General features: G+C 35.8%; 15 protein-coding genes. 14 read left to right on the plus strand and 1 reads right to left on the minus strand.

The annotated features are described in order from the left end of the window. The first annotated feature begins 80 nt into the window (after window positions 1-80). The 13 genes from AN959_RS14350 to recO all read left to right on the plus strand — a co-directional run bounded on the left by AN959_RS14350 (window position 81) and on the right by recO (window position 11,112). The gene (locus AN959_RS14350; protein WP_053588838.1) at window positions 81-1,409 is read left to right on the plus strand and encodes a nodulation protein NfeD; all 1,329 of its coding nucleotides are present in this window, start codon (window positions 81-83) and stop codon (window positions 1,407-1,409) included. A gap of 11 nt (window positions 1,410-1,420) precedes the next feature. Beyond that, the gene (gene floA / locus AN959_RS14355) at window positions 1,421-2,407 is read left to right on the plus strand and encodes a flotillin-like protein FloA (RefSeq protein ID WP_156316844.1); all 987 of its coding nucleotides are present in this window, start codon (window positions 1,421-1,423) and stop codon (window positions 2,405-2,407) included. 26 nt (window positions 2,408-2,433) lie between these two features. Beyond that, window positions 2,434-2,850: a hypothetical protein gene (locus tag AN959_RS14360; protein WP_056831643.1), complete on the plus strand. Its 417-nt coding sequence runs from the start codon at window positions 2,434-2,436 to the stop codon at window positions 2,848-2,850. Window positions 2,851-2,899: 49 nt separating this feature from the next. Further along, a complete protein-coding gene (locus AN959_RS14365) occupies window positions 2,900-3,139 on the plus strand; it encodes a hypothetical protein (RefSeq protein ID WP_053588841.1) in 240 nt (79 codons plus the stop codon). Further along, a complete protein-coding gene (locus tag AN959_RS14370; RefSeq protein WP_056831645.1) occupies window positions 3,139-4,245 on the plus strand; it encodes a sporulation protein YqfD in 1,107 nt (368 codons plus the stop codon). The genes AN959_RS14365 and AN959_RS14370 overlap by 1 nt, the downstream gene beginning before the upstream one ends. Then, window positions 4,242-5,201 carry a PhoH family protein gene (locus AN959_RS14375; protein ID WP_053588843.1) on the plus strand — a complete coding sequence of 320 codons (960 nt, stop codon included), beginning with the start codon at window positions 4,242-4,244 and terminating at the stop codon, window positions 5,199-5,201. The genes AN959_RS14370 and AN959_RS14375 overlap by 4 nt, the downstream gene beginning before the upstream one ends. A gap of 553 nt (window positions 5,202-5,754) precedes the next feature. Beyond that, window positions 5,755-5,880, plus strand: a complete 126-nt coding sequence (locus AN959_RS21895; RefSeq protein WP_256363928.1) for a hypothetical protein — start codon at window positions 5,755-5,757, stop codon at window positions 5,878-5,880. 111 nt (window positions 5,881-5,991) lie between these two features. Next, window positions 5,992-8,103 (plus strand): HD family phosphohydrolase, encoded by a 2,112-nt coding sequence (locus AN959_RS14380; RefSeq protein WP_056831647.1) that lies wholly within the window; start codon window positions 5,992-5,994, stop codon window positions 8,101-8,103. A 19-nt stretch (window positions 8,104-8,122) separates the two neighbouring features. Continuing rightward, window positions 8,123-8,608, plus strand: coding sequence for an rRNA maturation RNase YbeY (gene ybeY / locus AN959_RS14385; protein ID WP_056831649.1), 486 nt, complete (start codon window positions 8,123-8,125; stop codon window positions 8,606-8,608). Then, window positions 8,595-8,960 (plus strand): diacylglycerol kinase family protein, encoded by a 366-nt coding sequence (locus tag AN959_RS14390; RefSeq protein WP_056831651.1) that lies wholly within the window; start codon window positions 8,595-8,597, stop codon window positions 8,958-8,960. Before ybeY ends, AN959_RS14390 begins: the two co-directional genes overlap by 14 nt. Window positions 8,961-8,970: 10 nt before the next feature. Beyond that, a complete protein-coding gene (locus tag AN959_RS14395) occupies window positions 8,971-9,381 on the plus strand; it encodes a cytidine deaminase (RefSeq protein WP_053588847.1) in 411 nt (136 codons plus the stop codon). Then, the gene (gene era / locus AN959_RS14400; RefSeq protein ID WP_056831653.1) at window positions 9,365-10,285 is read left to right on the plus strand and encodes a GTPase Era; all 921 of its coding nucleotides are present in this window, start codon (window positions 9,365-9,367) and stop codon (window positions 10,283-10,285) included. The genes AN959_RS14395 and era overlap by 17 nt, the downstream gene beginning before the upstream one ends. A 44-nt stretch (window positions 10,286-10,329) precedes the next feature. Beyond that, on the plus strand, window positions 10,330-11,112 hold the full coding sequence (recO, locus tag AN959_RS14405; RefSeq protein WP_056831655.1) for a DNA repair protein RecO: 783 nt from the start codon (window positions 10,330-10,332) through the stop codon (window positions 11,110-11,112). A gap of 154 nt (window positions 11,113-11,266) precedes the next feature. On the opposite strand, the gene AN959_RS14410 is transcribed toward recO, so the two are convergent. Then, window positions 11,267-12,649 (minus strand): glycine--tRNA ligase, encoded by a 1,383-nt coding sequence (locus AN959_RS14410; RefSeq protein ID WP_056831658.1) that lies wholly within the window; start codon window positions 12,647-12,649, stop codon window positions 11,267-11,269. A gap of 324 nt (window positions 12,650-12,973) precedes the next feature. Between AN959_RS14410 and AN959_RS14415 the strand changes: the two genes are divergently transcribed. Next, window positions 12,974-13,612 (plus strand): helix-turn-helix transcriptional regulator, encoded by a 639-nt coding sequence (locus AN959_RS14415; RefSeq protein ID WP_053588851.1) that lies wholly within the window; start codon window positions 12,974-12,976, stop codon window positions 13,610-13,612. Window positions 13,613-13,620 lie beyond the last annotated feature (8 nt).

Genomic DNA, 13,620 nt, shown 5'->3' on the forward strand with positions numbered 1-13,620 from the left:
CTCGGTTTATTTTTTTTTGAAACTTTTTTCATTCTACTCCGTAAAGTATTATATACATATAGAAGAAGGGAGGTTTAAGGATGAAATTGTTCCGATATATTACTTCAATTTGCTTATTGCTTTTATCATTTTTCATGATTGTTCCTTCTATTACTGCAGACGCTCCGAAAGTTTATAAAATTCCTGTATATAAAGAAGTTGAAAAAGGTTTATATGCTTTTTTAAAAAGATCCATCAATGATGCGGAAGAAGCAGGAGCAGATGCTATTATTTTTGAGATTAATACTCCTGGAGGATTTGTAGATTCTGCTGAAGATATTGTGAATTTACTTGACTCAACCTCTATTCGAAAAATAGCTTATATTAATTCACAAGCACTTTCAGCAGGAGCATATTTAGCACTACATACAGATGAAATATACATGTCTCCAAATGGGACGATGGGTGCGGCAGCTGTAATTGACGGCAGTGGAAATGCTGCAGATGTAAAAGCGAGAAGTGCATGGAAGGCTAAAATGATCAACGCAGCTAACCGAACAGGAAAAAATCCAATATATGCACAAGCGATGGCAGATGAAAGTGTTGACTTACCAGAGTTTAATGCTCCAAAAGGTGAATTGTTAACGCTTACCTCTGCAGATGCATTAAAAGTAAAGTACTCGAATGGAACAGTTAGTTCAATGGAAGAATTACTAGAAGTGACGAAACTAGCGGATGCACAGATTATTGAAACGGAGCAAACGATTACTGAAACAATTGCTAGGTTCATTACTCACCCGATTATAGTACCTATTCTTTTATCTATTGCAAGCTTAGGACTAATAGTAGAGTTGTATTCTCCTGGTTTCGGTGTTGCTGGAACGATGGGACTTGTATCGTTAACACTTTTCTTTTTTGGACATTTAGTTGCAGGACTTGCTGGGTACGAAACGATTATCATTTTTGTTATTGGAGTAATCTTATTAATTGCTGAATTCTTTTTGCCCGGAGGAATTAGTGGTATATTAGGGGCAGCTGCTATTATTACTAGTATAATACTAGCAGGAGGCAATATTGTACAAATGAGTATATCTGTTTTAATTGCTTTAACAGTAGCTATAGTGGGAATGGTGATTATAATGAAGTTTTTTGGTAAACAATTAAAAGTATTAAATAAAGTAATTCTCTCGGATGCTACAACTACTGAACAAGGGTATGTTTCCAATGTAAATAGACTTGAGTTAATTGGTAAAGTAGCAGTAACAATGACTCCCCTTAGACCTGCCGGAACGATACGTATAGGTGATGAGCGAATAGATGCAGTTTCTGATGGAAGTTTTGTAGAAAAAAACAAACAAGTTGTTATTATTAAAGTAGAGGGTTCTCGTATAGTTGTACGAGAAATATCTGAAGGGGAGGAAATAGAATGATTAGTGGAAGTATGATTTCTTTAATAATTGTAATCGTTCTGGCATTCATAGTGCTGTCTGTATTTTTTACATTTTTTCCAATCGCATTATGGATTTCAGCACTTGCTGCTGGAGTTAAAATTAGCATATTTACATTAGTAGGTATGAGGTTACGTCGAGTTATACCTTCTCGTATCGTAAATCCGCTTATTAAAGCACATAAAGCAGGTTTGAATGTTGCGATAAACCAGTTAGAAAGTCACTATTTAGCTGGTGGTAATGTTGACCGTGTAGTTAACGCATTAATCGCTGCTCACCGAGCGAACATTGCTTTAACATTTGAACGAGCGGCTGCAATTGACTTAGCTGGCCGTGATGTTTTAGAAGCAGTACAAATGTCGGTAAATCCAAAAGTTATTGAAACTCCATTTATTGCAGGGGTTGCTATGAATGGTATCGAGGTAAAAGCAAAGGCTCGAATTACTGTGCGAGCAAACATTGACCGTTTAGTCGGGGGAGCTGGGGAAGAAACAATCGTAGCACGTGTAGGGGAAGGTATAATTAGTACCATCGGTTCCAGCACTAGTCATGAACGTGTTCTAGAAAACCCAGATTTAATTTCGCAAACGGTGTTAGCTAAAGGATTAGATTCAGGAACTGCATTTGAAATTCTATCGATCGATATCGCGGACGTTGATATTGGCAAAAACATCGGTGCTGAACTTCAAACAGAGCAAGCGGAAGCAGATAAGAAAATTGCACAAGCTAAAGCAGAAGAACGTCGTGCAATGGCTGTAGCTTCTGAACAAGAGATGAAAGCGAAAGTAGTTGAAATGCGCTCGAAAGTAGTTGAAGCAGAAGCAGAAGTACCACTTGCAATGGCTGAAGCTTTGCGCGAAGGTAATATTGGTGTGATGGACTATATGAACTATAAAAATATTCAAGCAGATACTACGATGAGAGATTCCATAAGTAAAGTCGGAGGAGAAAAAACTTCTACGGATGAATTGAAAGACTAAGAAACAATGGATAGGAGGTTTTCTCCTTGGAAAGTATTATTGTCATCATTATAATGGCGATCATTAGTAGTTTGGTTGGAAAGAAAAAGAAACCAGAGCAAAAGCCTGTCAAACAAACTCAACAACCAATGAAACCAGTAAAAGATAATCCATTTAAGGATCTTGGCGATTTTGCAAAGGATTTTATGGATGAGCAAAAAAAACAATTGGATAGAAAGTCCCCAGAAGTAAAGAAGGCACCTGTCCTTGTTGAAAAAGTAGAACGAGAAGTTATGAGAAATCAGGGCAAACCTCGATCTACGGGTAGACTTTCCGTTCATCAGGAAAATAAGGAACAAAAAGTATCACGACCGGATATTAATATAATTCCTAATTCCAAAGATGATTTAGTTAAAGCAATTGTGTTCTCTGAAATACTAGCACCACCAAAATCGAGAAGATAACTCATGAACACCCCTTTACATGCATAAAATCATGTAAAGGGGTGTTTTTTTGAAAAAATTATTTCCACTCCATGCGAGTATTATGATGGAAGATTTCAGTGAGATTACGTTAGATAATGAATTTACCATCCTCCGTTTAAAAGAAAATAATTTAGTCTGTGCATACGATGATTTCCTTTTAGAAATTCAAGCCACTACTTTAAAGATAAAGTCAATATCAATGGAGCGACTATGTTTGCAAGTAGAAGATCTTAGTCATTTCAAAATTACGAGGAAGGAAAAAATGTAATGCAGCAGCTAATTCAAGTAAGGATGCCGATTAAAGTAGATCAGCATCTATTATTTCAACGGTTATTTTCAGTTAATATTGTCGTGTATCAGGTCTACAGTACAGAAAAGTACTTTTATTTTTCTATTCGAAGAAAGGACTTACCAGTTTTTCGTAAAGTAAGGAGGTCATTAAAGCTTCCTGTTTATTTAGTAGATGAAAGAAAAAAAGGAATCATTCAACCATATGCTATCTCAATAGTAGGCGTGATCATATTTTTATTGATTCCTGTTATACTTGCGCAATTCATTTGGACGATACAAATTGAATCTGAATCTCCAGAAAACAATGTACTGATTTATGAAGAATTAAAGGAAATAAGCATTAAAGAAAGAATGCTTGCTTCTAAAATACCATCGGAGCAAGAGATTAGGCAAAAACTATTACTAAAACATAAAGAATACTCTTGGGTGCATTTTACAAAATCAGGATCAAAATTAACTGTAACGCCGATGTTAGCACCAACTCAGACAGAGCGTGTTATTAAAGATGCTCCCTCTATCCATTTAATAGCAAAAAGAAGTGGTGTCGTAACTGATTTTGAGCTAATAAAAGGGGTAAGGGCAATAGAAAAAAATGTTAGTGTAAAAAAAGGAGACATTTTAGTTAATGGTTTTGTAACGCAGGGAGATAAAAGAATTATTACTAGTGCAGAAGGTAAGGTATTTGCAAGTTATTGGATTGAGCTTGAATTTGAATTACCAAAACAAGTAAGTATCGTTAAACCCAGTGAGCGAAAGCTAGTAATACAAAAAAAGAGTGAGAAAAAAACGACGTTTTGGAAAGAGGTTGTTCTACCTAAACCTTTACAAAAATATTTGGAAGTAGGTTATGTGCAACTTTCGGAAGAAAATAAGTTTTTATTGAATGAACAATCGATGGAAAAATTAATACGCCCATTACTTTATCAAAAGATAATTAACGAGCTACCTGCCGATACTCAAATACTGGAGGATAAAATTTTACAGGTGACCATTCAAAATGATAAAGTAAAAGGGAAAGTATTATTTTTGATAAATGAAAATATTGCGATTCCACAAGTAATACCCCAAGGAGACGAAGCATGAGCGAAATTACACAATTAGATCTTATTTTAAAAGACCCAACTGAAGCTGTAATGCTTCTAGGTATATCAGATAAAAATGTAAAGCTTATTGAAGAAGAACTGAAAGTACAATTGATTACTCGAGGGGAAACAATTCGTATTGTTGGTGAAGAAAAAAATGTAGATGAAGCAAAAAAGTTAATGGAGCAACTTTTATCGGTCATTCATAAAGGTATTAATATTAACTTGCGTGACGTTTCTTCTGCGATTGAAATGAGTATGAATGGAACTATTGAATATTTTTCTGGCTTGTATGATGAAGAAATCGCTAGAAATACAAAAGGAAAAGCAATTCGGGCAAAAACTATTGGTCAGCGAGAATATATACAAGGTATTCGAAAATTTGATTTGGCATTTGGAATTGGACCAGCAGGTACTGGTAAAACTTATTTAGCTGTTGTAATGGCTACACAAGCTTTAAAAAATGCACACGTCAAAAAAATCATTTTAACACGTCCTGCAGTGGAAGCCGGCGAAAGTTTAGGATTTCTACCCGGAGATTTAAAAGAGAAGGTAGACCCTTATTTAAGACCGTTATACGATGCGTTACATGATGTGCTTGGAATGGAACAAACTGAGCGTTTAATCGAGCGTGGAACGATTGAAATAGCGCCTCTTGCATATATGAGAGGAAGAACCCTTGATGATGCATTTGTGATTCTAGATGAAGCTCAAAATACAACTAAAGCACAAATGAAAATGTTTTTAACTCGCCTTGGATTTGGTTCTAAAATGGTTATCACTGGAGACAAAACCCAAATTGATTTACCTAGAGGGGCAGAATCAGGATTGATCATTGCAGAGAAAATCTTGAGTAATGTTTCTGGTATTCATTTTCAGTATTTGGAACAAGGGGATGTCGTCCGTCATCCATTAGTTGCAAAAATAATACAAGCATACGAAGAACAGCAGCCATAATGGGCTGCTTTTTTTTATTAATGCGGATGGCAAGGTACGAAGGTATCCCCTTTTTATTGGGTTATATATATACTTTACGGATTCTAGTTTTTTATATAGGCCCCGTTGATTTCCGTTCTAGGCGGACGCTTTCCGCCGGCATGGCTTCAGCCGCTTCCCTCGCTACGCTCAGTCCAGGGTCTTCAGCTCATGCTATTCCGGCTGGAGTCGCCGCCTTCCACTTCGATCAACTATTGTATGCTTACAAATAAATTAAAGGAAATATAGGCAGGTGTTCCACATGATTTCAACCCAAGAAACCTTCAATTTAAGTAGTCCATACAAGGGGATTTACAATATCGTTGTGCCATAGAGATAATATGCTTTTTTTCAGTGCCCTCCACGTCATGAGGCTTGCAAGGCGCGAATGCCAGTGTAGTCTCTTTATTCTAATATTAGATTACTGAACAACAATTCTTAAAAAAGGATGTAAACTTTCTTTTTCATTGAATTGTATCTATTTCATCGGCTTATTTCTAGGATGTGCGCCTTACACGCCGCAGGAGCGTGAAGAATGAGACCCCGTAAAGGATGGACGAGCGACGAAGGAGCGACTCATCCTTCGGAGGCTCATGCGAAGCGTGAGGCAAGCGCACATCCGTCTGTACTCTATAAGTTGTTGAATCCGATTTTTTTATAAAAACAAAAAGGACATTTCACTTTCCTAAATGCTTAAATTTGGAATTATTTTTAAAACATACAATAAATAAGGTATAATGAATGTACCATTTAGAAGGGTGATGAATATGTTATGAATTCAATTTTATTAAAAATGAAGGAATGGAGTAATTATAAGCATCTCCCATTAGTTATTATTTTTATTACGGCTATAATTATGTTTTTTTTATTGATCGGCAATGTGAAGGAAAATACATATGATATTAAAGAGTTTCAGTTATCTCCAGAAACTATTCGTGCAGTTAAAACGATAGAAGATACTGTTAAAACAGAAGAGGAACGTGATAGGGTAGCAGCAGAGATTCAACCATATTATCAATTTCAAGAAGAAACTGCAGACAACCAAGCTGCCATCATCAGTTCCATATTTGATAGTGTCATTGAAATTAAAAAAGAAGTGATTCCTGAGGGAGAAGTAGAAAATAGAACAAGCCAGCTAGAAAAATTGAAAAAGGAAATAGATAAAATTGTTGATAATGCAAGTATGGTGCAGTTAAATGATGAGGCATTAACAACTTTATTGGGGCAAAGTCCAGCAGTTCTTGAAAAATCAAGTGAAACCATTAGCACCCTTGTGAAGGATATGTTGGATCAACCAGTTCGATTAGAAAACGTTTCTGATAAGAAAAAAGAAATAGAAGATCAAGTAAGGGCCTCATTAAAATATTCAAATAACTATATGAATGTTTTGTCATCGATGGCTCGGTCAAGTATTGTAGAAACTGAAATTAAAAATGAAGAACAAACAGAAATTCGCATAGAGCAGGCAAAAGCTAGTGTCGAACCGATTAGAATTTTACAAGGTCAAATTCTTGTACAAAAAGGAGAAATAATAGATAGAGAAGTTTATAGGCAAATAAAATTACTAGGAATGTTAACAAACAAATCCTCATACAAACCAATTATTGGTGTGGCATTATTTGTCATTTTGACTATGTGGGTTTTGTATGTTCAAACTGTAAATAAAAAAGAAAAAACGAAAGAAAATTCAAAATCGTTATTAGTTGTTTTGTTTAGTTTACTTATTTCCATATTAATGATGAAAGTATTGCAGTTTGTTGCCTATAATTTTGATGTTGTCATTGCATTTATTTTTCCGACAGCAATTGTATCTATGTTAGTTTACCTACTTGTAAATGAACGAATGGCTTTTATATCTACTATCATAATTGCTGCATATGCTGGATTCATATTTCAAGAGGGGTATACAAATGTATTTCAAATGGAAGTATCCTTGTATATTTTATTTGGTGGAATAGCAGGCATTTTTGCGTTACAAAAAATGAGCAACAATTCACAAATCTTACGTTCAAGTCTAATCGTTGCCTCGGTTAACTTAGTTTTTATTCTCTTTTACTTGCTCATGACTAAAACGACGTATGGGATAGGAGATTTACTCTTTTATTTCGGAGCTGCAATATTATCAGGAATACTATCTGGGGCATTAACAATAGGAATATTACCTTTTTTTGAATCCTTATTTGGTATTCTATCAACTATGAAATTAATTGAACTATCTAATCCGAACCATCCACTACTAAAGAAAATTTTAACCGAAACACCAGGAACCTATCATCATAGTGTAATGGTTGCCAATTTAGCAGATGCGGCATGTGAAGCTATAGGGGCAAATGGTTTACTAGCAAGAGTAAGTTGTTATTATCATGATATTGGCAAGACAAAAAGACCAGGTTTTTTTATAGAAAATCAAATCAACGGCTATAATCCGCATGATAATTTACCCCCTGAGGCAAGTCGTGATATTATTATTGCACACGCTATAGATGGGGCAAATATTTTACGAAAGCATAAGATGCCGAAAGAAATTATTGATGTTGCAGAGCAACACCATGGGACAAGTCTTCTAAAATTCTTTTATTATAAAGCAAAAGAACAAAATGATAAGGTAAGCGAAGAAGATTTCAGGTATTCAGGCCCAAAACCACAAACAAAGGAAAATGCTATTATTTCCGTTGCAGATAGTGTAGAAGCGGCAGTCAGGTCTATGAAAGAGCCCAACTCAGATAAAATACAGGCATTAATACAATCTATTGTTAAAGATAAGTTACAAGATGGACAATTTAATGAATGTGATTTATCTTTGCGTGAGATTAAGAAAATGGAAGAAAGTTTTTGTACAACTTTGAATGGGATATTCCATTCACGAATAGAATATCCAAAATAAAAACTAAGGTGGAACGACTATGCTAGAACTCGATTTAATGGATGAGACAAATACATTATCAGAACAAACAATCGAATTGGTTGAAAAGGTATTGCAATTTGCGGCTGATCAGCAGGCTGTAAAGAATGGAAGCGAAGTAAGTGTAACGTTTGTAACGAACGATGCTATTCAAGAAATTAATCGTACGTACAGAGATAAAGATGTTCCTACTGACGTTATATCATTTGCGATGGAGGAAATGGGTGAAGGAGAGATAGAGATAAAAAATGCCGATATTCCTACTCTTTTAGGTGATATAATTATTTCAGTAGAACGTGCAAGTGAACAGGCTGCTTCCTACGGACATACATTTGAGAGAGAACTATGTTTTCTAGCGGTCCATGGTTTTTTACATGTACTTGGATACGATCATGGTACAAGAGAGGAAGAACAAGAAATGTTTGGCTTACAGGAAACGATACTACAGGCTTTTGGATTGAAACGTGAAGGCCATGGACAGTCGTAAATTTTTAAAATCATTTATATATGCTTCCAATGGAATTTTACATGTTTTAAAAAGTGAACAAAATTTTCGATTTCATTTATTTGCTGCAATCGTAGTATTTATAGTAAGTATAACAACTGGATTATCTAAAAATGAATGGATAATCATAATTATGTTAATTTGTGGCATGTTCATGGTAGAATTATTAAACGCTTCAATCGAACGAGTTGTCGATTTAGCATCACCAGCCTATCATGAACTTGCAAAACAAGCGAAAGACTTAGCTGCAGGTGCATGCCTAGTTTACGCTATTTGTAGTGCAGTTGTCGGGTTGATGATATTTATCCCTAAGTGGTGGGGAATACTATTCTAGAGGTGAAAGAATGAATAAAGAAATGTTAATGGAAGCTTCTAAAGCTGCAAGAGAAAAAGCGTATGTACCATATTCGAAGTTTCCGGTTGGAGCAGCGCTTTTAACAGTAGATGGGGAAGTAATTCATGGCTGTAATATTGAAAATGCATCGTTCGGTCTAACAAACTGCGCAGAAAGAACAGCTGTATTCAAAGCTGTTTCTGAAGGAAAGAAAAAATTTGCCGCTATTGCAGTGGTAGCGGATACCGAAGGCCCTGTATCACCATGTGGTGCATGCAGACAAGTACTGGTGGAATTCTGTGAAAGAGATATGCCTGTATATTTAACAAATTTAAATGGACATGTGCTTGAAACAACGGTTGCAGAACTATTGCCGGGTGCATTTACAACGGAGGACATGGAATATGGAGCAAAACAATAAAGGCTACAAATCAGGGTTTATCTCAATTATTGGAAGACCAAATGTAGGTAAATCAACATTTTTAAATAGAGTAATCGGCCAAAAGATCGCTATTATGAGTGATAAGCCTCAAACTACTCGAAACAAGGTACAGGGTGTATTGACGTTAGATGAAAGTCAGATGATTTTTATTGATACGCCAGGAATTCATAAGCCAAAACACAAACTTGGAGATTTTATGTTGAAAGTCGCCAAAAATACACTACGTGAAGTAGATGTGATCATGTTTATGGTAAATGCAACGGAACCAATTGGAAAAGGCGATGAATTTATTATTGAAATGCTTGAAAATAATGAAACGCCGGTTTTTCTAGTTATCAATAAGATTGACCAAGTTCATCCAGACGATTTAATTTCAATTATTGAATCGTATAAAGATAAATACAACTTTGCTGAGATTATTCCAATCTCTGCCTTACAAGGAAATAATGTAGAAAGACTACTTGAAACTGTTCAAAAATATTTACCTGAAGGTCCTCAATATTATCCGGCGGACCAAGTGACAGATCATCCAGAACGGTTTATTATTTCAGAATTAATTCGAGAAAAGGTCCTGCATTTAACTAGGGAAGAGATTCCACATTCTATTGCAGTAGTTATCGATAAAATAAAAAAAGAAGAAGATACCGAGAAAGACATGATTCGTGTAATGGCAACGATAATCGTGGAAAGAGATTCGCAAAAAGGGATTGTCATTGGGAAAAAAGGTGCCTTACTCAAGGAAGTTGGAACTAGAGCACGTCACGATATTGAAATGCTACTAGGTACAAAAGTATTCTTAGAACTATGGGTAAAGGTACAAAAAGATTGGCGTAATAAATCTACTCATTTAAGAGATTATGGCTTTAGAGAAGATGAGTATTGATCTAATCAAATTAATCTTATAAGCACAGAAGGAAGGGAAGACAATTGCTCCAAAAAGTTGAAGGGATTGTCTTAAGATCTTCTTCTTATGGAGAGTCTGACAAAATCGTCACAATTTTTTCTCGAGAGCTTGGAAAAAGAGCAGCACTTGCTCGTGGAGCTAAAAAGCCTACTAGTCGTTTAGCGTCCATTTCTCAGCCCTTTACATATGCTTATTTTCTAGTACAGCAGGGTAGGGGAATGGGAACTCTTCAACAGGGAGAAATTATCGATTCGATGAGAGCCATAAGAGAAGACATTTTTACTACTGCTTATGCTAGCTTTATAATGGAATTAGTGGATAAATTAATCGATGATGAGTCACCAAAGCCAAGACTTTTTGACATGTTACAGCAGGCACTACAAGCCATTTCTGACGAGTATGATCCAGAAGCAATTAGTTTATTTGTGGAATGGAAGATGTTGCCGATAGCTGGTATATATCCCGTTTTACATCAATGTGCAAATTGTGGCGCAACGGATGGGGAATTTTCCTTTTCATTTCAACAAATAGGTTTTTTATGTCATCGTTGTTTTTCCATCGATCCTTATATTATCAGACTGACGCCCTCACAAGTGAAACTAATCCGTACTTTTTATACAGTACCAATTGATCAAGTCGGGAAGCTTTCGCTTAAAAAAGAGACCAAGGGATTTATAAAAAAAATTGTACGCACTATATATAGTGAGCAGGTAGGCATCCGATTAAAGTCACAGGCCTTCTTGGACCAAATGGAAAAGACACCTGAATTTTATACACCAAAAAAAGATCCAAGTGAGGAAGAATAAATCTTCTTCACTTGGATTTTTTATTGATCCGTATTTTTATGATGAATGAATTTCAAAAATCAACTTGTCAAAAGCCCTACTAAAGAGTAGGGCTTTTAGTATCTATATTCTTTGCATGTGAAAATTTTATATTTTTCAAAAATGTCCTCTATACTTAGAATTGTAGTTGTTTTTCTATATATGATTGAACTTCTGCAATAGGCATTCTTGTTTGTTCCATTGAGTCGCGGTGACGAACAGTAACTTGGCCATCTGTTTCAGAATCGAAATCATATGTGATACAGAATGGTGTTCCGATTTCATCTTGGCGGCGGTAACGTTTACCGATTGATTGAGATTCATCATAATCTACCATGAAGTGTTTACTTAATTCTGAGAATAAGGAAGTAGCTCCCTCAGACAATTTTTTAGATAATGGTAAAACCGCTGCTTTAATTGGAGCTAATGCAGGATGGAATCGTAAAACAGTACGAGTATCATCACCTTCTAATTGCTCCTCATCAAATGCTTCGCATAAGAACGCAAGTGTTACACGGTCTGCTCCTAAAGATGGTTCGATACAATATGGAACATATCGTTCATTCGTGATTGGATCAATATAGTTAAAATCTTCTCCAGAATGCTCCATATGCTGTTTTAAATCGAAGTCTGTTCTATCAGCGATTCCCCATAGCTCACCCCAACCAAATGGGAATTTATATTCGATATCAGTAGTAGCATTAGAGTAGTGAGAAAGTTCGTCTTCAGAGTGGTCTCTTAAACGAATGCTGTCTTCAGCCACACCTAAATTTAATAACCAATCTCGGCAGTAGTTACGCCAAAACTCAAACCATTCCATATCTTCACCAGGTTTACAGAAGAATTCTAATTCCATTTGTTCAAATTCTCTCGTACGGAAAGTGAAGTTACCAGGTGTAATTTCGTTACGGAAACTTTTACCTACTTGTGCTATACCGAAAGGCATTTTTTTACGCATAGAACGCTGCACGTTTTTGTAATTTACAAAAATACCTTGTGCTGTTTCTGGACGTAAATAGATTTCATTTGTAGATGATTCCGTTACACCTTGGAATGTTTTGAACATTAAGTTGAATTGACGGATTTCAGTATAATCGTAAGCGCCACATGTTGGACAAACAATCTCGTGTTCCTTCATAATTTCTCCCATTTTTTCAAAAGATAGGCCGTCTACAACCATTTCGATTCCTTTTTTATCAAGTGTATCTTCAATAATTTTATCTACGCGATGACGTGATTTACATTTTTTACAGTCAATCATCGGGTCATTAAAGTTTCCAATATGACCTGAAGCTACCCAAGTTTTTGGATTCATTAATATAGCTGCATCTAATCCTACATTGTAAGGTGATTCTTGGACAAATTTCTTCCACCAAGCTTTTTTGATGTTGTTTTTAAGTTCGACACCGAGTGGACCGTAATCCCAAGTGTTTGCAAGGCCACCGTAAATTTCTGATCCGGGAAATACAAACCCTCTTTGCTTAGCTAAGCTTACTACTTCTTCCATTGAAAATGCCATTTCATTACCTCCATTTTTCTAAATGCTTTTTTGGTGTAAATGCAAAAAAACTCGTCTCCGGGCCATTATAGCCCGGGGACGAGTTTTATACCCGCGGTTCCACCCCGATTGATTGTAATTACAATCCACTTTAAAAGCATAAGCTCCAAGCTGCCTTTTCCTGTATTGTGGACTTTCACCATCACCACTCGCTATCATTACAGTACTTATAATGCTCTTCAACGCTTTATTATTTGTTGATATTGTAACATGAGCCAGTTTTCTTCGCAATAAAAGACATTATCGTATATAATTAATAAGTATTAAGTATAACACTTTGAGGCGGTGAGTCCAATCGAACTCAACAAACGGCAAAACGAGATTTTGGACATTGTAAAAGGAAACGGCCCCATTACAGGTGAACAAATTGCAGAAAGACTTCATTTAACTCGGTCTACATTAAGACCGGACCTTGCAATTTTAACGATGGCAGGCTTTCTAGATGCTCGTCCGCGAGTTGGTTATTTTTACTCAGGTAAGAAAACAAGTCAAGCTATATCCGATAATATTGCACAAATGCTTGTAAAGGATTTTCAATCCATACCAGTCGTAGTAGAAGAGAGCATGACGGTATATGATGCGATATGTCATATGTTTTTAGAAGATGTAGGTTCCCTATTCGTAGTAGATAAAAATTCACTTTTATCTGGGGTACTCTCTAGAAAAGATTTTCTACGGACGAGTATAGGAAATCAGGATTTAAATAAAATTCCGGTACATATGATTATGACAAGAATGCCAAATATTACGTACTGCTTAAAAGAAGATACGATTATAGATGTAGCAAAAAAATTGATGAGCAGACAAATTGATTCTTTACCTGTAATAAGAGAAAGAAAAGATGGTTTAGAGGTAGTTGGAAGAATTACGAAGACGAATATCACGCGTGCTTTCCTATCATTAGCCGATGACCATGATCTGTGAGGGGGAAA

The organism is Psychrobacillus sp. FJAT-21963 (genome assembly GCF_001420585.1).
Lineage (GTDB): Bacteria > Bacillota > Bacilli > Bacillales_A > Planococcaceae > Psychrobacillus.

Bases quoted from the DNA above. Each gene is read 5' to 3' on its own strand.
- AN959_RS14375 (WP_053588843.1), top strand. From the start codon at position 4,242: ATGAGCGAAATTACACAATTAGATCTTATTTTAAAAGACCCAACTGAA.
- AN959_RS21895 (WP_256363928.1), top strand. From the start codon at position 5,755: ATGAGACCCCGTAAAGGATGGACGAGCGACGAAGGAGCGACTCATCCT.
- AN959_RS14350 (WP_053588838.1), top strand. From the start codon at position 81: ATGAAATTGTTCCGATATATTACTTCAATTTGCTTATTGCTTTTATCA.
- AN959_RS14395 (WP_053588847.1), top strand. From the start codon at position 8,971: ATGAATAAAGAAATGTTAATGGAAGCTTCTAAAGCTGCAAGAGAAAAA.
- floA (WP_156316844.1), top strand. From the start codon at position 1,421: ATGATTTCTTTAATAATTGTAATCGTTCTGGCATTCATAGTGCTGTCT.
- AN959_RS14410 (WP_056831658.1), bottom strand. From the start codon at position 12,649: ATGGCATTTTCAATGGAAGAAGTAGTAAGCTTAGCTAAGCAAAGAGGG.
- AN959_RS14390 (WP_056831651.1), top strand. From the start codon at position 8,595: ATGGACAGTCGTAAATTTTTAAAATCATTTATATATGCTTCCAATGGA.
- era (WP_056831653.1), top strand. From the start codon at position 9,365: ATGGAGCAAAACAATAAAGGCTACAAATCAGGGTTTATCTCAATTATT.
- AN959_RS14380 (WP_056831647.1), top strand. From the start codon at position 5,992: ATGAATTCAATTTTATTAAAAATGAAGGAATGGAGTAATTATAAGCAT.
- ybeY (WP_056831649.1), top strand. From the start codon at position 8,123: ATGCTAGAACTCGATTTAATGGATGAGACAAATACATTATCAGAACAA.
- AN959_RS14370 (WP_056831645.1), top strand. From the start codon at position 3,139: ATGCAGCAGCTAATTCAAGTAAGGATGCCGATTAAAGTAGATCAGCAT.